The sequence below is a fragment of the Photobacterium alginatilyticum genome, assembly GCF_009910675.1.
Taxonomy (GTDB): Bacteria; Pseudomonadota; Gammaproteobacteria; order Enterobacterales; family Vibrionaceae; genus Photobacterium; species Photobacterium alginatilyticum.
This window is the reverse complement of sequence record NZ_RSEJ01000025.1, coordinates 82,992-105,845: the sequence shown is the minus strand read 5'-3', so window position 1 is coordinate 105,845 and position 22,854 is coordinate 82,992. Positions and strand designations below refer to the sequence as shown.

The window sequence follows — 22,854 nt, the reverse complement described above, 5'->3', positions numbered from 1 at the left end:
CAGGCATTACTCACCCGTCCGCCGCTCGCCGCCCAACAAATCACCCGAAGGGTCAATGTTGTCGCTGCCGCTCGACTTGCATGTGTTAGGCCTGCCGCCAGCGTTCAATCTGAGCCATGATCAAACTCTTCAATTAAAGTTTTGTTGGCCGCTCTTGTAAAAAGGCGACCGGCTCAATGAATACTGATTGTTCTAACCAAGTTAGAACGAATTGACTGTGCCAAATAACTGAAGTTATTTGTATTGGTCACTCAGTTCACTGATAAATCTTTTGACTAATCATTTCACGAGTGCCCACACAGATTGCATGGTCAAATTGTTAAAGAACAAATCCGATACGTTGCTGGCTTAAGTCGCCGTGCTCCGTGTCGGTGAGGCGGCATTATAGAGACTTCGATCGCTCTGACAAGTGTTTTTTGCAAAAAAAACACCGCCTGACGAATATTTCAACTAATGTGTTGTAAAAGCCTCTAATTTCAACATTAGAGGATCGTCACATTCACTAACTAGCAATTCCAAGTCAATGAAAGTAATATCGATGTGACTCTGTTGTTAAAATAACCAATAACGCCTTCTCTTATAATATTTATGACGATGTAGCTTTGAATATGAAATTTTCCAAACAAACCATGATAGCAATAGGCGCTATCGCCATTATCGGGGCTTTAGTTTTTAGCTTTCTTCCTTTTTCTCCCGGTATCTCCTTTGCTTTAGGTGTCATTACGGCTGTTGTAGCCATTAATCATCTAGAAAACACTCAACCATCAATCAGTAATTCAGATGCTTCTCAAAGCAGTAAAACCCTCTATGTCGGCAACCTGCCCTATCGTGCCAATGAGAATGAAGTGAAAAAACTATTTGCCGAACATGGTGAAGTATTTGCTGTACGCCTTATGAAAGATAAACGTACAGGTAAACGTCGCGGGTTTGGTTTTGTTGTGATGAACAGTAATGATGCCGATACTGCCATTGATCAACTCAACAACAAAGAGTATGGACAGCGTACTCTGAAGGTACGAGAAGCCAACGAACCTAAATCTTCGGATAGCACAGAGACTGAATAGCCTCCAACTGCATTTCTTGTAAACTACGATTCAGTGCCGCGACATGATTGTTCGCGGCACTGTTGTATGTAAGATTCAAAACTGAAGCCGATGAGGCCTTCACCTGCTCACCTAGCAATGCCTTCACTCGATTTGCAATCGCAAGGCCGGAATCAATGATATGCACTGGCGAACCAAAAGCGACGGCAATTTCTTGCTTGATTAGCGGAAAATGAGTGCAACCAAGTACGATGCTGTCTACCTTATTCTGCCAAGGGTAAAGGATCTCTGCCAACTCCGAGATTGATACAGCCTTACCTCGCAACTTCTCTTCCGCCATTTCGACAAGCCTGGTTGACCCAATACGAAAAACCTCGCAATCACTGGCAAACTGTTCCACCAGCTTATTGGTATAGTCGCGCTTTATGGTAGCTGGTGTTGCGAGCAGACCAATTGCTTTCTGCTTACTGATAAGCGCAGCGGGTTTAATAGCAGGAACAACCCCGACAACCGGAATCGTTAAGTTCTTGCGGAGTGATGGCAGTACAACTGTACTTGCGGTATTGCAGGCAATGACGACTAAATCAATCGAATGACGCTCAACCAAAAGGGACACTATATGCTGAGTGCGCTCGATTAATACATTCTCAAGTAGCTCACCATATGGAAACGCGGCGTCATCGAAAGCATAAATATACTGAAAGCCGGGTAGCTGGGCATAGATCTCCTGGTAAACCGACAATCCACCCACACCAGAATCAAAAATAAGCACCCGTTTCACTATTCACCGCTTTCGATATATCAACCAGAGGCTAATCATACTGCCAACTTGCAAAAATCGAAATACTGATGCCTTGTGTAATGATACAAACAGTACTCATAACTAAAACGCTAGGCATATAGCCTAGCGTTTGTTTTCCGTTATAACTCTTCAAGTTAAAAACTATAACTCGCAGTCAGGCGCACCGCTCGTCCTGTTCCGGAATAATAACCATTCCCGAAGTCACTATAGAACCCTGAGCTAACATACTGTTCATCAAACAAGTTATCGACACGTAAACTTGCCAACCAAGCATCACGGGTATAATTCAAAGCCAAGTTACCTAATGTGTAATCATCTAACTTTGGATCTGCGTTTGCGTTATCCCCTTCAAGGAATCGCTCACCAGTATAAACCGCCTCTGTAAACAGCTGCCAATTATGGGTTATGTCCACACTTAGATAACTGCGTCCTGAGTGTTCAGCAACCCAAGATAGTGATTTCCCGCTATTTGTACCCTCAGTAAACTCAGCATCGACATAGCTGTATTCCACTCCAAACTGGAACATATCATTTAAAATCCAGTCCCAAACTAAATTAGCCCCATATCGACGTGATGCATCGGCATTAACATTCGCGCCATTAAATGCACCACCTACCGGCTTTTCAGCACTTGGATCAAACACAATTTCATCTTCAAGGTCTAAACGATATAAACTCAAACGCACAGTATGAGAATCTGGATTCCAATCCCAGCCGGCTTCATAGGAACGTCCAGTTTGCGGCTTCAAGCCTATAACACCCGGAGAGGTATAAGCTTGCTCGTCGACTTTCGCAAAACGGAAGTTATCGTCAGCACGAAGATAGATTCTATGCTCGAGCGATGGACGGTAATTTAGGCCAAGTTCAAGTGCATGTGCATCCTGATCTAACTTAACACCATTTGGATACACAGATTTATCGGTAAGGTCATCTTTCGCGCTGGCATAACGGCCACCAATCACATAGCTCAATTGGTGATTTTGAGGGATATTTGCCTGCACATAGACACTGCTAACATTCTGTTCGTTACTACGGCCTGAACTAAACTCTGATTCACCACGGCTCAAGTCAACGCCAGTAACAATATCCAGATCGCCCTGTTCTGTCGTGATATTAGCAACAGCCTTTGGAGTAAACTCCAGTAAAGAACGCTCATTCTTACCCGGTGATCCCCATGAGAACGTCTCAACATCAGTATCTGAATAGTTAAGATCTGCTCCCAAAGACCAGTCTTTGGTCAGTTGGTGCTGATAACCGACGCGGGCTGCTGTGGTCTTCTCGTGGTTGAAATCTTTAATGTTTGATGGATTAGCCTGACGTGGGTCTTCGTTAATTTGCTCCAAAGTCAACGAACCAGCAAGCTCTCGACGGTTATCGTAGTAACTCGTTTCAACAAAGAACAGATCCTTCTCTGTCTGGTACTGAATTCGCCCTAAAATAGACCCAGTTTCATTTGCATTATGGTCTCGATAATTATCACCTTGGTTATAACTACCGACCAAATAGTAACGCCAGTCATCAGCTAGAGAGCCAGAAATATCACCTTGACCTTCATAAGTATTGAAGCTGCCTCCGGATACTCTAATGTTACCACCAGCACTATCCGGTGCCTTAGTAACAATATTAATCACACCACCGACAGCTTGATCGCCATAAAGCACGCCAGCACTTCCAGAAAGAACCTCTATACGCTCAATTTGATTTAATGGAATAGCGCTAATGCTCGGAGCTGCAATATCAATGTTATTAAGACGGCGTCCATCAACTAAAATCAGGGTATTGTTTGCTGCTTGGCTGCCACTAAACCCACGCATAGCAAACACAGAACCGGAATTACTGTCTGAGACCTGAATACCACTGCGCCCACGCAACAGTTCAGTCAAATTAGTTGCCCCACTTTTTTCAATATCATAGCTATCAATGACATTGACGTTTGCAGCAATATGTAACGGCTCTTTGACACTTCGACTAATCACTACAATCTCATCTTCCTGATAAGTTGTATCAGAAGCAAAAGCCTGACTTTGAAGACACAGCGGGGCCAACGCCACTGCTAAAAGCGTTTTTTTCATTTTTATGGATACCTTAAGTCGCGTTTATTACGAAGCAGATAGTCTGCTTAGTACACTGGTTGGTCTTCGGACTTAAGAGCTTGGTTGGACAACCACCTAGGGCAACAACTTCCCACTTCATTAACTGTATTGCACAGCATGCAGAAGCAGTGTTCGGAACTTTACGTCCATGTGCTTTCGTTCTCTATCACCGCTGCGCGTCAGTCACGGATTCCCACCGTGTTCCCGGCCTGTGTTCAGGCAAACCAGCGCAAAACGAATGCTAGTTATCATTTTGAAGAAAGTCTAGTTTTGTTTGTTATGGCATATGACGAATCGTTTCCCACGACACTTTTATCAGCAACAACACTGGACATCGGTCAGCAATGCAATAAAATCTGCGCTCTTAATTTGAGCAGTTTGAGGCACACAAGATGGCATCCACCGCAATCAATCCGGCTGAGTATCAACCCCAGCTAGATGAAAAAGCAGAGCGTATTCAAAATATCTTTGCAGATTTTGAAACCCCTGAGCTTGAGGTGTTCGCCTCTCCTGCAGAACATTACCGTATGCGTGCCGAGTTCCGTGTTTGGCACGAAGGCGAAGACCTGTTTTACATCATGTTCAACCAGGAAACTCGCGAAAAATACCGCGTCGATCAGTTTCCTGCTGCCAGCCGCCTGATCAATGATTTAATGCCATTGCTGGTTGATGCCCTTAAGCCTGTCAAGGCACTGCGCCATAAACTATTCCAGGTTGACTTCCTCTCAACTCTTAGCGGCGAAGTTCTAGTTTCTATGCTATATCACCGTCAGCTAGACGATCAGTGGGAAACCGAAGCCAAGGCATTAAAGCAGCGCCTGAATGACGAAGGCTTCAACCTCAACTTCATTGGCCGGGCCCGCAAGCAAAAAATCGTACTGGATCAGGACTTCGTGATTGAAAAGCTGAAGGTTAACGAGCGCACCCTGACCTACAAGCAAGTCGAAAATAGCTTTACCCAGCCTAACGGTGAAGTGGCGCAAAAGATGCTGGAATGGGCCGTTGACTGTACCCAGGACAGTGAAGGTGATCTGCTGGAGCTGTATTGCGGCAATGGTAACTTCTCGTTGGCACTGGCACAAAACTTCGAGCGCGTGTTGGCCACGGAGCTCGCCAAGCCATCGGTAGACTCTGCCCAATACAATATTGCGGTTAACAACATCGATAACGTACAGATCATCCGTATGTCTGCCGAAGACTTTACCGATGCAATGGAAGGCAAGCGAGAGTTTCGCCGCCTGAAAGATCAGGACATCGATTTGCAGAGCTATAACTGCAACACTATCTTTGTTGATCCACCGCGCTCGGGAATGGATGAAGGCACCTGCCGCATGGTACAGGGCTATGACCGCATCATGTACATTTCCTGCAACCCGGATACGCTGAAAGACAACCTGAACATTCTGTCCGAAACGCATCGAATTACCCGGTTTGCCCTGTTCGACCAATTCCCATATACCCACCATATGGAAGCAGGTGTCTTGCTTGAGCGCAAATAGCCTCCCAGCGTCACTGACTTGTAGGACAGATTACAGACATTAAAAAAGGCGCCTTGGCGCCTTTTTTCGTAAGCAAAACCCTTAGGTTTATGCCGCTTTCGGTCTTGGTGACATCACACCCAGCTTGTAAACCACCCAGAACAACAGGCCCAGAGTGATAATCAGGGGTAGGTAGCTAGACCCCATATCTGGTACGAATGAACGTAGGAAACCAGAATAACCAAAAGCACCCGCCAGGAAGCAGGCAAAGGCAACCGACGGTGTACCTTCAGACATCGGCTTGCTCAGGTATTCCTGATACAGGCAGTACACTGCCAGACCGAATGCAATAACAGGGAAAACTGAAAACGACACCGCGCCTGACGTAAGTACTGCTAACGTAGCATTACCACACAGACCTGCTAACAAAGATAGAAGCAATGTTTTACGTTCAGCTTTTACTTGTTCCTTGTTCATATCCTTTCACCAACATAATAAAGTTAGAGTTTCTGCCTGAGCTCACGACGCTCACGCTCTTTACGATACCAATAGGCACCCTTTGCAATCATTCTTAACTGCATGATCAGTCTTTCAGCATGCTCGGCTCGAGCATGGTTATCCAGATCCAACGCTTCCGCACCGGAGCTGAATACCAGCGTTACTGATGCCTCAGCCTGAGTAAAAGCCTCGTCATGAGTCACACCGGTTTTGGCCTCGAGATACTCGGTCAACTCAGCCACGAAGTGCTGTATCTCCCGAGCAACAGCCGCACGAAACGCGGGGGAAGTTCCTGAACGCTCGCGCAAAAGTAACCTAAATACGTTCGGGCTACTTTCAATAAATTCCATGAAAGTTTCTACAGAGGTCCGGATTACACTGCCTTCTTCGGCAATGCGCTGACGAGCCTGACGCATCAACTGACGAAGGATCAAACCGCCCTCGTCAACCATAGTCAAGCCAAGCTCATCCATATCTTTAAAATGGCGATAAAAAGAAGTGGGGGCAATACCAGCCTCTCGCGCCACTTCGCGCAAGCTAAGATTCGAAAAGCTTCGTTCTGCACTTAGCTGATTAAATGCAGCATCAATAAGTGAACGCCGGGTTTTTTCTTTTTGCTGAGCTCTGATACCCATGAACCTGTTGTTTCTCTTTAAGCTTTTTCTGCAACTATACGCTTTTTTGATAGCTACTTCAGCGAGAATCGCTTTTTCGCAGCAATCAGAACATAGTAATTCCTGATAAGAGCTGAATCAAAGCAGTAATTGTTACTTTTCACTACTGGCTCACAAAGTCGCAGGCTTACTTCACCGACCGGCTACGTCTCGTTTTCACCGCGTTTATGCCCCTACAACGTGATCATTACCTATCTATCACCACCCGTTTATTCTACCTACTTCCGGAAAAAGTTAAACTATGGCGACAGCAATGTTGCACGGATGATAAGAAAGGCCTGAACAATGACCCAATCAAAAAAAAAGAATGCCCAGCACTTTGACGCCATTATCATTGGCAGTGGCCCCGGCGGTGAAGGGGCAGCCATGGGGCTCACCAAGGCAGGCTTCAATGTGGCTATCATTGAACGGGAAGATAGCGTTGGCGGCGGCTGTACGCACTGGGGTACCATACCTTCAAAAGCCTTACGTCATGCCGTCAGCCGGATCATCGAATATAATCAGAACCCGCTCTACTGCAAAAACAACTCCACCCTGCACAGCACCTTCAGCCAGATCCTCGGCCACGCCCAAGATGTCGTCAACAAGCAGACCCGAATGCGCCAGGGGTTTTATGACCGTAACCAATGCTCCATTATTTTTGGCGAGGCGAGCTTTACAGATACCCACACAGTAAAAGTCAAAACGGCGGACGGCAGCTATGATTTTTACAGTGCCGATAAGTTCGTGATTGCAACAGGCTCTCGCCCCTATCAACCCGCAGATGTCGACTTCAGCCATTCCCGGGTCTACGACAGTGACTCCATTTTGCAGCTCAAGCACGACCCCCGCCATATCATCATCTATGGTGCCGGTGTCATCGGTAGCGAGTATGCCTCAATCTTCAGGGGACTCGGCGTCAAAGTCGACTTGATCAATACCCGTGACCGGTTGCTGGAGTTTCTCGACAATGAAATCTCCGACTCGCTGTCCTATCACTTATGGAACAGCGGGGCGATGATCCGCAACGGCGAAACCTATGAGCGCATAGAAGGCACCGAAGACGGGGTGATCCTTCATCTGCAATCCGGCAAGAAAATGCGGGCCGACTGCCTATTGTATGCCAATGGCCGGACCGGCAATACCGACCGCCTCACCTTGGGCAAAGTCGGACTCACGCCGGATTCTCGCGGCCAGCTCAAGGTAAACCAGAACTACCGTACCGACGTTGAGCATGTGTATGCCGTCGGCGATGTGATTGGCTACCCGAGCCTAGCCAGTGCAGCCTATGATCAGGGGCGCTTCGTTGCGCAGGCAATCTCCAACGGAGAAGCGCAAGGTCAGCTGATCGATCATATTCCAACGGGTATTTACACCATTCCGGAAATCAGCTCTGTCGGTAAAACCGAACAAGAGCTGACGGCAGAAAAAGTGCCTTACGAAGTCGGACGCTCGCAGTTCAAACACCTGGCCCGGGCACAGATTGCCGGTACCGAAGTCGGCAGCCTGAAAATCCTGTTTCACCGCGAAACCAAAGAGATCCTTGGGATCCACTGTTTCGGCGAGCGTGCAGCCGAAATCATTCATATCGGACAAGCAATCATGGAGCAGAAAGGAGAAGGCAACACCATCGACTATTTCGTCAACACAACCTTCAACTATCCGACCATGGCCGAAGCCTACCGTGTGGCAGCCCTCAACGGACTAAACCGGTTATTTTAATCCCTAAACACAAAAACGGAGCCGAGGCTCCGTTTTTTCATTTCTGCAAGCACTTTACTGGCTGTCCATCAACCGATTATCCGGCGTCAGGATAGTCGACCACGGCAGCGTTTCATCCCCCAGGGTGATAAAGTTCGGGTTCTCCAACGTGTCTCGCTCGTTGTAGGACAGCGGGGTCAAATGGGTATTAAAAATACGACCACCCGCTTCTTCGACAATACATTGCGTCGCGGCGGTATCCCACTCCCCGGTCGGACCCAGGCGTAAGTAACAATCGACCGCGCCTTCGGCCACCAGACATGACTTCAGCGCCGCTGAGCCCAATGGGACCAAGTCATAGTTCAGGGAGGGATCGAGACGATTGGTGATGGCACTGATATCCTGGCGACGACTGATTGCCACGGCGATAGACTGAGCAGGCAGCTCATGTTTATGGGTAGAAATACGGACCGTTTCACCTTCAGGCGTCACCTTCCATGCTCCCTTGCCGTGATAGGCATAATACGCCACGCCAGATACCGGCGCATAGACAACCCCCATCACCGGGGTATTATTTTCAACCAGGGCAATGATAGTCGCAAAATCACCACTGCCCGCAATGAACTCCTGGGTGCCGTCCAGCGGATCCACCAGCCAATAACGCTGCCATTGGCTTCGCTCAACCAGCGGGATTTCCGCATCTTCCTCAGAAAGGACAGGAATATCCGGCGTCAGCTCCGCCAGCTTTTCGACCACCAGCTTATGTGCCGCCAGATCCGCACTGGTTACCGGGGTATTATCCGTTTTAATCTGCTTTTCAAACTGGCCACGCTGATAAATATCGAGGATCACCTGCCCGGAAGCTCGGGCAATCTCGATCACTGAAGGTAATAGGTTCGATAAATCCATAACTCGTTCCTACTGGGATAAATGGTTTAATGCGAGAAAAAGCGCAGTAATACTGCGGGCTTCAGCAAAATCGAGATGATGCAGTAGCTCTTCAGCCTGGCTCACAGGCCAGCGAACAATTTCCAACGGCTCCGGCTCGTCACCTTCTAACTGCTCAGGGTAAAGGTCCTGAGCCAGAAACAGCGTCATCCGACTGGAAAAATAGGACGGAGCCAGTACCACCTCTTTCAGCGGAACCAACTGGCGGGCCCCAAAGCCGATTTCTTCTTTCAGCTCGCGGTTCGCTGCCTCTGCCGCCTCTTCACCCGGGTCAATAAGCCCCTTGGGGAAGCCTAGCTCATATTGCTCAGTCCCTGCTGAATACTCCCTGATCAACAGTAAATCACCTTCGGCGGTCACAGGAACGACCAGAACGGCATGCCGCCCGCTGGGCTTCATTCGCTCATAGGTACGCTCGACGCCATTAGAAAAACGCAAATCAAGCGATTCAACTTTGAAGAGTCGGGATTGGGCAACCACTTTCGTTGCCAGTATTTCAGGTTTGTTCTTGTCCGCAGCCATGCCGTTGTCCTGTATCATCATCTTAGCCCCAGCAACTTATACCAAGCTTGTACAAGCGGATCGTCTGCCACGGGGTATTAGCTATTTAAGGGCAATAGCCAGGCGAAATAAAGTAAATTTTGGGGAAAGCGTTAAGTTGAGTGAATTACTCAACTATTAAAGGCGTCCATTATAGCTAATTTTGTAGCGACCCTTAGGATCCGGGTTACCCAACCATTTAAGCTGCTTACCCAACTGAGCCGGAAATTCTGCCCCGGGCTTAAACCAGCCATTCAACGTATAACGCTGATCGGTTGCCAGCACAGCCTGCCATTCACTTGACACATCGGCCGATGACTGCGCTGCCTCAGCTGCAATCTTGCCTTGCTCGCAATTCAGGTCGGCAATCACCGGGCCGGGATTCACCCCCCCCATCGGTGAACTAACATTACCCGCCGTCCACGCAAGCGAGCCTTTCAGCTCCGAACAATAGGGTGCCTGATACTGGTAATCGCGCAGCGTCAGCTCCAGGTTGCCAGCCACGGTGACAGGAAGAGAGACCCGGGCAAATGTCATGACCTGCTGGGCAGGCATGGATACCAACAAGTTTTCGGCAAATGGTCCGCTGGTACTATAGCCGACAATACCACGGCCATTAATATTCATGTCACTTCCCTGACCAAAGCGGACATTGAATACCGCTTTTCCGGACAGCAACGACAGCGGAGCCATATCCCACTGCAGACGTCCATAACTTTTTCCCTGCCACTGAACCTGTGCTGCCATTCCCTTCCATGGTGTGCCACTCAGACCAGAGATATTCAGTCCTCTCACCGGCGGGACTTGCTGCCAGACCCAACTGGCAGGTACATGAGCAACCAGGCTCGTCAATAATACGGTGCCAAAGGTGACACCTAACCCTAACTTATACTTCACTGCTATCCTCGGCCCAGCTGTAAACGACCTACTTCTACCATACCGGCACTATCGGCTTTTGATACATCCAGGAACTGGGCATCAATCCCATGTTCTTCCCTAAGAAAGGCCAGCCAGTTCACCAATGTATTGAATGGCAACGGCTTGACCCACACCTGGACGGCTTCGCTTCGGGGCTGCATGCGAATTAGCTCAATTCGAAATCGACGCGTGGTTTCATTCACGACCTGATTAAGCCCTTTATTGCTGATCGCCCCCGTAGAACCCGACTGGCCACGAAGTGTTGTGATCTCATCGGCTTTCGCCGTCACCCAGCTCAGCAGCTGACGTTCGGTCTGTAGCCGCCGCTCTGCCATCTCGGCCCGGTTGGCCAATGGCTGCCACAGCCCCCAGTAGAGCACGGCGATGATTAGCGCGCCCCCGCCCCCTAAGACCAAACGTTGTTCTCGGGCACTTAAGGCCTTCCACCATGCATTCATGATTTTCTCCTTAGTACCACCGCGCCGGTCACCTGATTGCCTTCTTTGTTAAGCTGTCCTTGTTGCACCTCGAATTTTTCAGCCAGTAGCGTACGCAGCTGCTCAAAATGCTGGAACTCAGCGGAACTTGCCTGAAAGCGCAATTCGGCACGATTCTGATCATATTTCAAATTTTGCACACTCAACTGAGGGATTTTGCTGAGTGCCGGCTTGAGCTGAGCCAACCAACGCAGCAGTCCTTCTTCACTGCCGGCTCCTCCCAGACGAGCCAGTTCACTGTTCATCTGCCGCTTGAGGTAACTCTGAGACGGTATACGTTTGTACTGCGGCAATACCTGGCGGAAGATACGCTCACTCTCGGCCTTGTAGACCGCAGCCTGAGCTTCCATCCTCTGGACCGAAACGATATGTTCGCCAACAAGGGCCACCAAGACCAAACCTGCAGCCATCGCGACTTTACGCCATGGCTTGAGAGACTTCCGCCACGCAGGTTGCTGTTTGTATGCGCCTGAAAGCAAATTAACCTTGCTCGCTTCTGCGCCCAGTGCCAACAACTGCATCACCAGCTCTGGCGTTTCTGCCTGCCACTTGCCCGACACCCTTGCCGGTGCCGGTGTATAGTGACGAATAAGCAATGGCTGCACTGTGTCTGCTTCCTGTCCGGCAACAGCGCCTTCAGCGGTTGGGGACTCACTATCATCACCACGCGAGTCAGTCGCTGCAATCGGCATTTTCTGGGCAAGCAGCCAAGCATCGAGCCACGAGGCCTCGGCGCATACTCCCAAGGTTTCCGACTGGCGGATCAACCACTGGCCTTCCACCTCGGCTGCACTGTAGCTGTCACTAAATAGCGGCAAGCACAAGCAATCCGGCAGCAGCTTTTTCACTTCTATGCCAGCGTCACCCAAGGCGCTTAGCCACGCCTGAACCTTACGGTGCTCAACCACCGCAACATGGGCAGTATCACCTTCGCGTTTCAGCAGGTGAACATGCAGTGCGTCGACATCCTGGGCCAACTCTTCTTCCAGCAGGTATGGCAGTACAGAGGCTAGCTGCCGCCCACTTCCGGTAGGAATTGCCACTTCGGTCAACAGCACTTCTCCAGCCGGGATCAGTACAAAGACCTGGCGCTGGGCAGCATATTCAGTCAGTTCGTTTAACTGCCCGAGATCAGCCAGCTGACCGGATGCAATCACTTCTTTCTGCTGTGGCGACCAGACCAGCCATTGCACCGGCTGTTCAGGCCGGCTACTTAGCCTTATCGTCAGAAATTCGCTCACTGATTCCTCCATAACGGCGACGTATCACAGTCACCTTTTCTTGACCGTCACGTTTAAGCAAGGCCACTAATCTAACCCTGGATCTATCGACCAGAATTTCTGTATCCAATTGAAAGTAATCGCTACTCACAGCCAAATGCGTTTTGGCCTGTTTTTTCACCTCGCCACCCAGGCGGGCAATCGCGGCCTCGGCCATAAAATCATCAACGTTCTGCCAGCCATCATATGGTCGGTCGGCGATCAGTTTCTGGGCATCCGACAAGGAGAGCTCCGGCGCAAACAGGCCAACCAGCAAGGCTGCCTGATGCTCGTAGAGCGTATTGACGTTAAGCAGCATATCAGTCGTCGGGATAGCACAAAGCAGCGGCTTCACCTTACGGTATACCTGTGCGCTCACACCGTTAACAGCCCGGAACTCGCTGACGTCGGCCATAAAATCGCTAGGCGGCAAGTACGGTGGCTGAAAGCCTTCATAGGTACTGTCACCGGCTCCAAACGCCGAGTTAATCGCCTCGGCCGGATCGACAAACTCCCAGCTCGAATCTGCAATCACTTCGGCGTCATAGTTTTCGACACCCGCCTCTTCCAAGACAGACTGCAGGACACGAACCAGGAATGGCTTTTTGGTGCGATCCGCCTCCAGCGGTAGACCGGACAAGGCATTAAGATTAAAACAAGCCTGTCTGTCGACGATATCACCAATCGCCTCTCCGCCGTCTAGCGGGTAGCGCTGGCCCTGCGTGGCCCAGGCCTGACTGAGGTTCACCGTATCGCTGTCATCAATACCCTGCTGAATCGCCACCTTGCCAAGCTCTTCCATGCCCAGCGCATACCAATAGGCCTGCTGGTTCTGGACCTGGTTTTCTACCCGATAGAAATTAAGCTGCAACCGTTCGCTCATCTGGGCTGCCAGCAGGGTCATCAGGGCCAGCAGCATCAGTACAACAATCAGAGCAACCCCTTTTTGCTGTTTCATCAACTGCTCTCCTTATCGTCGGCACTCAGTGCAGAGATCGGCAGCATATAGACCCGTTCAATCTCACCAAAGTCTTCCAGGGTCATCTGCACCATAATGCCTTCAGGCAGAGCACCGCCCTCGCTCCATGCCTCCTGCCACTTTTTATTACTGAAGAAGCGAAAAGACAGCTTGGTCACGCCCGCCAGTACCTGACGAGTCAGCGGCTCGCTGCCGACCACGGTATCCGGATAGCGAAACCATACCCGCTCTAGAGTATCTTCGATAATGCGGTATCCAACCCGGACATTCTCTCCCCGGGGAAACATCTGCTGAGGGTTTTGCCAGCCCGTGCGGGTGAACATGATGCCGTGACTCGACGAGTCAAGCAGGTACTCGCCAGTAAGCAGCAGCTTGTCGCTGACCTTTTCCCCCTGGTTTCGCGTTTTTCTGGCAACAACCTGACGAAAATCATTATCCATCATAACCATGGCACGCTGAATTTCCTGCAACCGGGCATTGTGTTCCCGGGACTGCTGATCACTGGTCTGAACCCCGCTCATGACCTGATAGGCCGATAAACTCAGCATCGCAAAGACGGCAATGGCGACCAGTACCTCCAGCAATGTGAAGCCTTGCTGCCGCACCTTTTTCGGTATCCCGAAGGTGTTCTGTCGGTTAATTTTCAACATAAGTTCTCAGTGTCACGACCGACTGTTTTCTTGCCTTATCGGTGGCAACCGTTACATCCAATGCCCGCAGAAAGCCATCGGCCGTCTTGGTACTTTTAATTGACCAGTACCACTCGCGACCGGCCAGCTCGGATTTTCCCTTTTTCTGTGTACTCGGGATCTGGCCGGACAGACGCATTTTCGTCAGCTCGTTATCGGCAACCATGGCGGCAAAGGTTTTCTCTTCCAGGTAGCCCAATGTGTTGAGGTGCTGACTGACGGCTTTCATCACGCTGAGTGCCGCTGTGGCAAACACGGCCAGTGCGACCAGTACTTCAAGCAAGGTCATGCCGCGACTTCCCTTTTTCATCGCGTCGTCCTTTTTGTCTGGCTTTCGACTGTTTCACCGGGTGCCAGCAAAAACAGCTGCCCCAGCTCGTCAGCCTGAACCCGCCAGAACTGATTTTCCCCGTCAACCTCGAACTCAAGGCTAAAAGGGGTGTATTCGCCGCTGGCCATCACAACCACTTGCGGCGGCTTAATTTTCTTCTTGTCAGTTTGCTCAGCAAACAAGTCTTCGTCGAACAGCGAACCCGGTTTGAACAAGCGATCCTTGTCCTGCCAGGAATAGCCGCCGATTTCGACTATCAGCTTTATGTCCTCGTCCATTTCAACCTCAGTGAAAAAACGAGACTCCTGTATCGGTTGCCAGTCCTGACTGGTTAGCTGAAGAAACTGATAACGATTTCGCTCGATCCGGACGCCATAGTCGATGCCGTTAAGCAGGGCGTCCTCGCCCAATAGCTGAACCAGATGATGAAAACGTGCAGCCTCTTCTTTTACCTTGTCTTCCTGACTCTCCGGCAATGTAACGATCACCGCCACCGCACTGGTTGCAAGCAATACCAGCACCAGTAGAATTTCAATTAAGGTAAAACCTGCTGCACGTTTCTTCATTCAATTCGTCTCTGAGTCAATCAGCGCTTAGAAGTCCAGCATGTTCCAGTTACCGATATCGGTATTCACGCCTTCACCACCGTCCTGACCGTCAGCACCCAGGCTGAAGATATCCACAGCACCATTTTCGCCCGGCATCACGTAGTTGTACTCATTGCCCCACGGATCTTTCGGCAGACGTTTGATATAACCACCGTCACGGTAGTTACGAGGTTCCGGGCTTGACGACGGCTTGGTCACCAGCGCATCCAGCCCCTGATCGGTATTCGGGTACACACTGTTGTCCAGCTTGTACATATCCAGCGCCTGCTCCAGCGCACTGATATCAGTAACCACTTTCTGCTGATCGGCTTTCTCTTTGTTACCTAACAGATTCGGAACAACCAAGCTGGCCAGTACCCCCAAGATAACAATAACTACCATCACTTCCAGCAGCGTAAAGCCGCGTTGTTTGCGTTGCATTGAAAAGACCTCCAAAAGAAAAAACTACATACCAACCATGTTGTTCAAAGCAATAATCGGCATCAGGGTAGCAATCACGATAAACATCACGATGCCGGCCATGGCGACGATTAGTAAGGGTTCAAAAATCCCCAGCGCCATATTCACCAGAGACTCAAAGTCACGGTCCTGGTTGTCGGCAGCCCGGGTTAACATCTGCTCTAGCTCACCACTGCGCTCGCCACTGGCAATCATGTGCAGCATCATTGGCGGAAAGAGCTTGGTTTGTTCGAGGGAAACACGCAGGCTTGCACCTTCGCGGACCTTGTCGGCCGCTTCAAGCACCTGCTTGTTGACCCAGGTATTGGTCATCACATCCGAGGCGACCTTCATGCCGTCAAGCAGCGGGATCGCACTGGATGTACAAATAGACAGGGTACGGGCAAAACGCGAGGTATTCAGGCCGCGGGCAACCTTACCAATCACGGGCAACCCCATAACCCAGCGGTCCCAGCGCAGGCGAAAATCCGGTTTCCTCAGCGCCGCCTTGAGCAGCATTATCAGGCTGACAATCGCGATCAGGACGACCAGCCCCCAGTTCTGAACGAAATTACTGGCCGCCAGCAACACCTCGGTGATCGTCGGCAACTGCTGACCCATCTGGACAAACTGATCCACGATCTTGGGCACCACAGTTGCCAGCAAAAAGGCAACGACGGATACGGCAACCAAAGTGAGCATGGTCGGGTAAATCATTGCCTGCTGCAGTTTGCTCCGCATCTGCTGGCGGTTTTCGGTATAGTCCGCCAGGCGGTTCAATACCGTATCAAGGTGGCCTGATTTCTCACCGGCAGCCACCATGGCGCGAAACAGCTGATCAAAGATATGCGGATATTCAGCCATGCTATCTGACAGGGTATAGCCCTCGACAACCCGCGAACGGACCGCCAGCAGCATGTTCTTCAGCCGCGGCTTTTCACTCTGTTCGGCAACGGCCTTGAGACACTCTTCCAGCGGCATCGAGGCCTGCACCAAGGTCGCCAACTGGCGGGTGATCAGTGACAACTCGGTAGTACTGATCCCACGACGTAGCTGGAAGCCACCACTGGCTTTCTTTTTTTCCCGCTCATGGGTCTGGGCGACATCAATCGGGATCAGCCCCTGCTCCCGCAGTTGCTGGCGTATCTGCCGGGCTGTATCGCCCTCCAGTACACCTTTTTTTTGCCGCCCCTTACTATCGAGCGCCTTATATTCAAACGCAGCCATCTGTTACCCCTCCCTGGTGACTCGCATCACTTCTTCAAGGGTGGTGACACCTGCCTTCACTTTTTCCAGACCGTCATCACGAATACTTGGCGTATGTGCCCGAATGGCTTTTTCAATCGCCAGCTCACCGACTTCGGCATGGATCAGCTCCTGCACGTTGTCATCGATCATCAACAGCTCATGAATACCGGTTCGTCCCCGGTACCCCTTGTTGTTACAGGCTTCACAGCCAACGGCACGGTATAGCGTCAGTGGTTCAAACTCGGACAAACCAAACAGCTTCTTCTGCTCGGCATCCGCTTCATAAGGCTCACGGCAGCTTTTACACAGTGTTCGCACCAAACGCTGGGCCAATACACCCAACAGGGAAGACGACACCAGAAACGGTTCAATGCCCATGTCCCGCAAACGGGTGATGGCACCAACCGCGGTATTGGTGTGCAGGGTAGACAGCACCATGTGACCGGTCAGCGAGGCCTGCACGGCAATCGAGGCCGTTTCCAGATCTCGGATTTCCCCGACCATGACGACATCCGGATCCTGACGCAAAATCGCCCTCAGACCACGGGCAAAGGTCATATCGACCTTGGCGTTAACCTGGGTCTGACCGATACCGTCAATATCAAATTCAATCGGGTCTTCGACAGTCAGGATATTACGCTCCTGACCGTTAAGCTCCTGCAAACCGGCATACAGGGTGGTCGACTTACCCGAACCTGTCGGGCCGGTAACCAAAATGATCCCGTGCGGGCGCTGGATAATATGCTGGAAGTTTTTATGGTTGCCCGGGGTCATCCCCAAGCTATGCAGATCAAGTCGGGTTGCATTCTTGTCAAGCAGACGCAACACCACCCGCTCGCCGTGTGACGACGGCATTGTCGAGACACGTACATCGACGGCCCGGCCACCGATACGCAGCGAGATACGGCCATCCTGCGGGACCCGTTTCTCGGCGATATCAAGCCTAGCCATGACCTTAATCCGTGAGACCAATAACGGAGCCAGCTTACGGCTCGGCTGCAGCACTTCGCGCAACACACCGTCAACCCGAAAACGGATAGACAGTACTTTCTCGAAGGTCTCGATATGAATATCCGACGCCGCTTCTTTAATCGCCTCTGCCAGCATTGCATTGATCAACTTAATGATCGGGGCATCGTCTTCAGATTCCAGCAAGTCTTCGGTTTCCGGCAGCTCTTCAGCCAGCGAGAAGAAGTCATCACTGTCAGAGCCCAGATCCTCCATCAGCTGACGGGCTTCCGACGAGTCCCGCTGATAGACCTCGGTCAGCTTGAGCTCGAACTCTTTGTCGCTAAGCGCCTGCGGGATAAACGCCCCACCGGCAACCCGGCGGACTTCCGCCAGTACCGGTGCCGCCAGTTGGCCACTGTAGAACAGAACCCAACCCTGCTCAGCGGCCTCCAGCACCACCCGGTGGCGCTTGGCAAAGGAAAATGGCAACCGGAACAAGGGCTGGAATGCCGTTACCGGAGTATCAGCGTCCATTACTGCGTCTCCAACTGGGCAACAAAGGCACGCACTTCCGGCGGCAGTGAAATATCTTCACCGTACTTCGGCAGTACCGGCGTCTGGGTATCAGGCATCAACCGCAACCCTTTATCGGCACGATAGAGCTGCTCGGCACGAATATAGTTGTATTTGCGCTGGGTAATGCCGTCCGCCGTCACACCATCGCGAATAATAGTCGGCTTAATAAATACCATCAGGTTGGTTTTAGACTTGGTGGTATTGGTCGACTTAAACAGGTGGCCGAGAATAGGGATGTCGCCCAAGATTGGAATTTTCTGCTCGCTTTCGTCCACCTGCTCCTGGATCAGGCCGCCCAGTGCAATCATCTGGCCATCCTGCACCAATACAGAGGTGGTTAGCTGACGTTTGGAGAAACGCACGTCGACCGCGCCTTCGGCACCAAGAACGTTGGAGACTTCCTGCTCGATTTTCAGCTGGACAGAATCCCCCTCGTTGATCTGCGGCACCACATTCAGCTTGATCCCGACTTCCTTACGCTCAACGGTCTGGAACGGGTTGTCGTTATTCGAGCTGGAGGTCGAGCCGGTCACGACCGGTACTTCCTCACCGACGATAAAGGATGCCTCGCCGTTATCCATTACCGTAATACTCGGCGAAGACAATATGTTTGAGTTACGATCCGAAGCCACGGCATTCACCAGCGCCGTCCAGTCGCCCATCACAATGCCCATTGCGGCACCATTTACGCCGCCCAGCACTTTGCCCAAGGTAGAGAAGTCACCTTTTTGATCAGGGTTAACCGTAATATTGCCATTAGAGTCTGTAACGGTTGTTCCTTTGACATCTTCTGCTTCTTGCAAACCAATCGCATACTGAGAAATAGGGATCCCGGAGTTACCAAACTGAATCACACCGCCATCCAATGAGCCCCACTGAACACCGAAGTTGACCCCGTCACCTTCGGCCAATTCGACGATCATCGCCTCAATCAGTACCTGTGCGCGACGGATGTCCAGCTGAGCAATGATATTCTCCAGTGCGCGCATGATATCTGGCGGCGCAGTCAGGATCAGGGAGTTGGTATCGACGTGAGCCGAGATCATCACTTCGGCGTTACTACCAGAGGTTTTCTTGCTGCCGCCTTGCTTCTCGGCCTGCAGGTTGTCCGATACCCCTTTCAGCACATCGACCATTTCTTCGGCATTGGCATACTTGAGGTACACAACCCGGTTATTGCCCGAGGTGGCCATTTCCTTGTCGAGCTGGCGGATCAGGCGTTTGAGGCGATTACGCACCTTAGGATCGCCCGATAGCAATACCGCATTGGTTCGCTCGTCGGCGACCAATTTCGGCTGCAGGAACTGTGGGGTAGACTTGGAATCAGCAGACTTATTGAGTGCATCAACAATACGCACCATTTCCGCAGCCGAGGCGTTGTTTAACTCAACCACGTCAATCTCTTTGTCACCGGCACGGTCAACACGCTCAATGATTTCGGCCAGGCGATTGACCACTGCAGCACGGCCGGTGATCATAATGATATTGGCCGGGTCATAATGCACTACGTTACCCGCACCGGCATTGTCATTAAGCTGGCGAAGCAGCGGAGACAGCTCCCGGACCGAGACATTACGAACGGCAATGACACGAGTGACCACCTGATCGCCCTTGATCTGATCTTTGCTACCGACCACAGGAATGGCTGAAATCTTCGCATCCTTGTCACGAATGACCTTCAGCACCCCGTTATCCATTTCGACAACGGCAAAACCGTAGACTTCCAGTACATTGAGGAAAAACTGATAATACTGCTCGTCATTCAGCAAATCATAACTGCGAACATTTACCTGACCGCGAACAGCAGGGTCAACAATGATCGTTTTCTGCAGATTGCGCCCAACAATATTAATGAATTCCTGAATATCGGTTCCTTTGAAGCTGGCACTAAAGTCATTTGCCAGTGCGGAACTGCACAACAAACTCCCGGCCAGCAACAGGGCGCGTTTACCCATCCATTTTTTCACAAAAAACTCCTGCTTTATGTCGCGTTATTGCCTGTCAGCCACTAGCGCAACTCAATATAAATATCGTGTAACTGGCCTTCACGTTCTACTGTCAAAGTAAAATCAGTTGCCTGTGATAGCTCCGTCCAAAGCTTCGCCATAACAGCGGGATCGGTCAGATCGTTACCGTTGAGGCTCACAGCCAGATCGTTGGCCTTCAGCCCTACCGCATCGAATAGCGCCCGCTCTTTACCCGGATTGACCCGGTAGCCAGCCAGCTGCCCGTCCCGCTTGACCTGCGACAGACGAATATAGCTAAACAGAGTCTGCGGCTTTTCGAGGATCTCCTGCTTGATTCTGCCCAGCTGAGAAGAAGGGGCCGAGGATTTGGGGGCCGGTTTCACCGCAACCTGGCGCGGCTGGCTTTTGCTAAATTTTATCCCGTCAAGCATCAGGGTTTCGTCCCGGCCACTGTTTCGAATGATCACCCGATCAGCGTAAACGGCCTGCAACGTCGCCCGGGTTCCCTCGATCGCTTCGTTCAGCCCGTACGTATTCTGTTTGCCACGGTGGGTAATAACCGCCAGGCTGGTTTGCGGGTTAGAGCTTGCCACTACTCCAACCAGAGTCAGATTAAGACGTGTTTGCGGCGCATCCTGTTTTACCGGCTCTTTTTTGACTACCGGTGCATTTTGCTGATAACGGCCAAACAGATTCATTCCCAATACATCAGACACCTGAAACCCCGAGCGGTTCGCTGACGAGACAGAAACAGTTTGCGCCTGCCACTGGGAGGGAGCCGTTGCTGGCTGGATTACCGACCACACCAGACGACCCAAAATCCATGCCAGCAACACGACCAACAGCCAGGTTAATATCCGGGTGAGTGTCGTGACTGACATCGGGCGCTTAGTCTGAAGCGTTCCCAACCAATTTGCTGCAACCATGTTGAAATCCATTATCCTTGGGATTAATAATGCCGATGAATTATCGGTCGGCTATCAATAGAATACCCGTTAGTGAAGAAAACGGCAGTAATTTGCTCTCAAAAAGGTTCAATATACCAAAACAAATCACGGAAAAAATACATCTAGTTTCAATAGACTAGCTATTATGAGCGATTTATTCTCCATTTGCTGTTGAAAATACGATCTCATATCACCATTTAGTAGAGCTGACGCTGTTATTGCATTGTGGTATTTTTAGCGCCCATTGTGGGTAAGGAGCACGTTATGGGACAGCAATCATCAGATTCCGGCACTCTCCAGGTACGCCTCGATAAATGGCTATGGGCCGCCCGGTTCTACAAAACCCGCTCAATCGCCCGTAATATGATTGACGGCGGCAAAGTGCACTATAACGGCCAGCGCTCCAAGCCAAGCAAGCTGGTCGAGGTCGGGGCGGAAATTCGCCTGAGACAGGGCAGCGATGAAAAAACCATCATCATAGCCAAACTGTCCGACAACCGCCGGGGCGCTCCCGAAGCACAAACGCTATACCAGGAAACCGCTGACAGTATCAAACAGCGTGAACAGCATGCCCAAATGCGCAAGCTCAATGCCTTCGGCAGCCCGAGCCCTGACAAGCGTCCTGATAAAAAGCAGCGACGCAATATAATTAAGTTTAAGAGCAGTAACTAAATTTTACCTGCTGGAGTATATAAAAGATGACAAACGATAGTCTGTACCGTTACCTGTTTGACGGTGTATCTGTACGTGGTGAACTTGTTCAGCTGAACGAGACATATCAGCAAATCATTTCCAGCAAGGAATACCCGGCTCCGGTCCAGACACTGCTGGGTGAACTGCTTGTCGCCACCAGCCTGCTAACCGCAACGCTGAAGTTCGAAGGCTCTATTACCGTTCAGCTGCAGGGTGACGGCCCGGTGAAACTGGCTGTGATCAACGGCGATCACGATCAGAAGCTGCGTGGCGTGGCACGCTGGGATGGCGACGTTCCGGCAACCGGCAATATCCATGATCTTATGGGCAAGGGCCATCTGGTCATTACCATTACACCGAACAAGGGTGAACGCTACCAGGGCGTTGTCGGCCTGGAAGGTGACAGCCTGGCACACTGCCTGGAAGGCTACTTCGAAAGCTCGGAGCAGCTGAAGACTCGCATCTGGCTGCGTACCGGCGAAGTTGAAGGCCAGCCAAAAGCGGCAGGCATGCTGTTGCAGGTTCTCCCTGACGGCCAGGGCAGCGACGAAGACTTCGAGCATCTGGAGCAATTGACCGAAACCGTGAAGAACGAAGAGCTGTTCACACTCGAGGCCCAGGACGTCCTTTACCGTCTTTACCACCAGGAAACCGTCCAGTTGTTCGAGCCGCAAGACGTGGCGTTCCACTGTGGCTGTTCTCGCGAGCGCAGCGCCTCAGCTATCTGCTCGATTGAGCGTAGCGAAGTCGATCGCATTGTTGCCGAAGAAGGCAAGGTATCACTGCACTGTGACTACTGCGGCACCAGCTATGACTTTGACAGCATTGACGTGGCAGCATTGTTCGAAAATGCACCAGAAAACAACAGCAATCAGGTGCATTAATAATCATCTCGTATTAACTCTGAAAGTTAGTTACAAGAGCCGGATTTATTCCGGCTCTTTTTTTAACTGAAGCACACTTTTTCCCGCCCAGCTGAAACTCAATAACACGCTAA

At 51.0% G+C, this 22,854-nt stretch carries 23 protein-coding genes, 1 rRNA gene and 1 riboswitch; of the genes, 5 read left to right on the top strand and 19 right to left on the bottom strand.

Annotation, left to right across the window (positions count from 1 at the left end):
* A 16S ribosomal RNA gene (locus tag EIZ48_RS21060) occupies positions 1–136 on the bottom strand; the annotation flags it as partial.
* 472 nt (positions 137–608) lie between these two features.
* On the opposite strand from EIZ48_RS21060, the gene EIZ48_RS21055 reads away from it, so the two are divergent.
* Positions 609–1,064, top strand: a complete 456-nt coding sequence (locus EIZ48_RS21055; protein WP_160655855.1) for an RNA recognition motif domain-containing protein — start codon at positions 609–611, stop codon at positions 1,062–1,064.
* On the opposite strand, the gene murI is transcribed toward EIZ48_RS21055, so the two are convergent.
* The gene (gene murI / locus EIZ48_RS21050; RefSeq protein WP_160655876.1) at positions 1,033–1,827 is read right to left on the bottom strand and encodes a glutamate racemase; all 795 of its coding nucleotides are present in this window, start codon (positions 1,825–1,827) and stop codon (positions 1,033–1,035) included. The genes EIZ48_RS21055 and murI overlap by 32 nt on opposite strands.
* Positions 1,828–1,979: 152 nt before the next feature.
* Positions 1,980–3,917, bottom strand: a complete 1,938-nt coding sequence (locus EIZ48_RS21045) for a TonB-dependent receptor (protein WP_160655852.1) — start codon at positions 3,915–3,917, stop codon at positions 1,980–1,982.
* Between the two features lie 40 nt (positions 3,918–3,957).
* A riboswitch (cobalamin riboswitch) is annotated at positions 3,958–4,182 on the bottom strand.
* 148 nt (positions 4,183–4,330) lie between these two features.
* Between EIZ48_RS21045 and trmA the strand changes: the two genes are divergently transcribed.
* Positions 4,331–5,437, top strand: a complete 1,107-nt coding sequence (trmA, locus tag EIZ48_RS21040; RefSeq protein ID WP_160655849.1) for a tRNA (uridine(54)-C5)-methyltransferase TrmA — start codon at positions 4,331–4,333, stop codon at positions 5,435–5,437.
* 87 nt (positions 5,438–5,524) lie between these two features.
* Here the strand turns inward: trmA and EIZ48_RS21035 are convergent, their stop codons facing one another.
* Positions 5,525–5,893: a YijD family membrane protein gene (locus tag EIZ48_RS21035; RefSeq protein WP_160655846.1), complete on the bottom strand. Its 369-nt coding sequence runs from the start codon at positions 5,891–5,893 to the stop codon at positions 5,525–5,527.
* Between the two features lie 23 nt (positions 5,894–5,916).
* Complete coding sequence (fabR, locus tag EIZ48_RS21030; RefSeq protein WP_160655843.1) at positions 5,917–6,549, bottom strand: HTH-type transcriptional repressor FabR; 633 nt, start codon at positions 6,547–6,549, stop codon at positions 5,917–5,919.
* Between the two features lie 324 nt (positions 6,550–6,873).
* Here fabR and sthA point away from each other — a divergent pair, with 324 nt between their 5' ends.
* Positions 6,874–8,289, top strand: coding sequence for a Si-specific NAD(P)(+) transhydrogenase (gene sthA / locus EIZ48_RS21025; protein WP_160655841.1), 1,416 nt, complete (start codon positions 6,874–6,876; stop codon positions 8,287–8,289).
* 54 nt (positions 8,290–8,343) lie between these two features.
* On the opposite strand, the gene cysQ is transcribed toward sthA, so the two are convergent.
* The 14 genes from cysQ to gspC all read right to left on the bottom strand — a co-directional run bounded on the left by cysQ (position 8,344) and on the right by gspC (position 21,143).
* Positions 8,344–9,177, bottom strand: a complete 834-nt coding sequence (gene cysQ, locus EIZ48_RS21020; RefSeq protein WP_160655838.1) for a 3'(2'),5'-bisphosphate nucleotidase CysQ — start codon at positions 9,175–9,177, stop codon at positions 8,344–8,346.
* Between the two features lie 9 nt (positions 9,178–9,186).
* Complete coding sequence (gene nudE / locus EIZ48_RS21015; RefSeq protein WP_160655873.1) at positions 9,187–9,738, bottom strand: ADP compounds hydrolase NudE; 552 nt, start codon at positions 9,736–9,738, stop codon at positions 9,187–9,189.
* A 156-nt stretch (positions 9,739–9,894) separates the two neighbouring features.
* Positions 9,895–10,653 carry a type II secretion system protein N gene (locus EIZ48_RS21010; RefSeq protein ID WP_160655835.1) on the bottom strand — a complete coding sequence of 253 codons (759 nt, stop codon included), beginning with the start codon at positions 10,651–10,653 and terminating at the stop codon, positions 9,895–9,897.
* A gap of 2 nt (positions 10,654–10,655) precedes the next feature.
* The gene (locus EIZ48_RS21005; RefSeq protein WP_160655832.1) at positions 10,656–11,132 is read right to left on the bottom strand and encodes a type II secretion system protein M; all 477 of its coding nucleotides are present in this window, start codon (positions 11,130–11,132) and stop codon (positions 10,656–10,658) included.
* Positions 11,129–12,412, bottom strand: coding sequence for a type II secretion system protein GspL (gene gspL / locus EIZ48_RS21000; RefSeq protein WP_338046938.1), 1,284 nt, complete (start codon positions 12,410–12,412; stop codon positions 11,129–11,131). The genes EIZ48_RS21005 and gspL overlap by 4 nt, the downstream gene beginning before the upstream one ends.
* On the bottom strand, positions 12,381–13,388 hold the full coding sequence (gspK, locus tag EIZ48_RS20995) for a type II secretion system minor pseudopilin GspK (RefSeq protein ID WP_160655826.1): 1,008 nt from the start codon (positions 13,386–13,388) through the stop codon (positions 12,381–12,383). The genes gspL and gspK overlap by 32 nt, the downstream gene beginning before the upstream one ends.
* Complete coding sequence (gene gspJ, locus EIZ48_RS20990; RefSeq protein WP_160655823.1) at positions 13,388–14,059, bottom strand: type II secretion system minor pseudopilin GspJ; 672 nt, start codon at positions 14,057–14,059, stop codon at positions 13,388–13,390. Before gspJ ends, gspK begins: the two co-directional genes overlap by 1 nt.
* Positions 14,046–14,408: a type II secretion system minor pseudopilin GspI gene (gspI, locus tag EIZ48_RS20985; protein WP_160655820.1), complete on the bottom strand. Its 363-nt coding sequence runs from the start codon at positions 14,406–14,408 to the stop codon at positions 14,046–14,048. Before gspI ends, gspJ begins: the two co-directional genes overlap by 14 nt.
* Positions 14,405–14,995, bottom strand: coding sequence for a type II secretion system minor pseudopilin GspH (gspH, locus tag EIZ48_RS20980; protein WP_160655817.1), 591 nt, complete (start codon positions 14,993–14,995; stop codon positions 14,405–14,407). Before gspH ends, gspI begins: the two co-directional genes overlap by 4 nt.
* 27 nt (positions 14,996–15,022) lie before the next feature.
* On the bottom strand, positions 15,023–15,457 hold the full coding sequence (gene gspG, locus EIZ48_RS20975; protein WP_075762190.1) for a type II secretion system major pseudopilin GspG: 435 nt from the start codon (positions 15,455–15,457) through the stop codon (positions 15,023–15,025).
* 24 nt (positions 15,458–15,481) lie between these two features.
* Entirely contained in the window at positions 15,482–16,702 is a 1,221-nt protein-coding gene (gene gspF, locus EIZ48_RS20970) for a type II secretion system inner membrane protein GspF (RefSeq protein WP_160655814.1), read from the bottom strand.
* 3 nt (positions 16,703–16,705) lie between these two features.
* Entirely contained in the window at positions 16,706–18,208 is a 1,503-nt protein-coding gene (gene gspE / locus EIZ48_RS20965) for a type II secretion system ATPase GspE (RefSeq protein ID WP_160655811.1), read from the bottom strand.
* Entirely contained in the window at positions 18,208–20,217 is a 2,010-nt protein-coding gene (gspD, locus tag EIZ48_RS20960) for a type II secretion system secretin GspD (RefSeq protein ID WP_160655808.1), read from the bottom strand. The genes gspE and gspD overlap by 1 nt, the downstream gene beginning before the upstream one ends.
* A gap of 41 nt (positions 20,218–20,258) precedes the next feature.
* Positions 20,259–21,143, bottom strand: coding sequence for a type II secretion system protein GspC (gene gspC / locus EIZ48_RS20955; RefSeq protein WP_160655805.1), 885 nt, complete (start codon positions 21,141–21,143; stop codon positions 20,259–20,261).
* Positions 21,144–21,428: 285 nt separating this feature from the next.
* On the opposite strand from gspC, the gene hslR reads away from it, so the two are divergent.
* Entirely contained in the window at positions 21,429–21,836 is a 408-nt protein-coding gene (gene hslR / locus EIZ48_RS20950; RefSeq protein WP_160655802.1) for a ribosome-associated heat shock protein Hsp15, read from the top strand.
* 26 nt (positions 21,837–21,862) lie between these two features.
* Positions 21,863–22,741 (top strand): Hsp33 family molecular chaperone HslO, encoded by an 879-nt coding sequence (hslO, locus tag EIZ48_RS20945; protein WP_160655799.1) that lies wholly within the window; start codon positions 21,863–21,865, stop codon positions 22,739–22,741.
* The last annotated feature ends 113 nt before the right edge of the window (positions 22,742–22,854 follow it).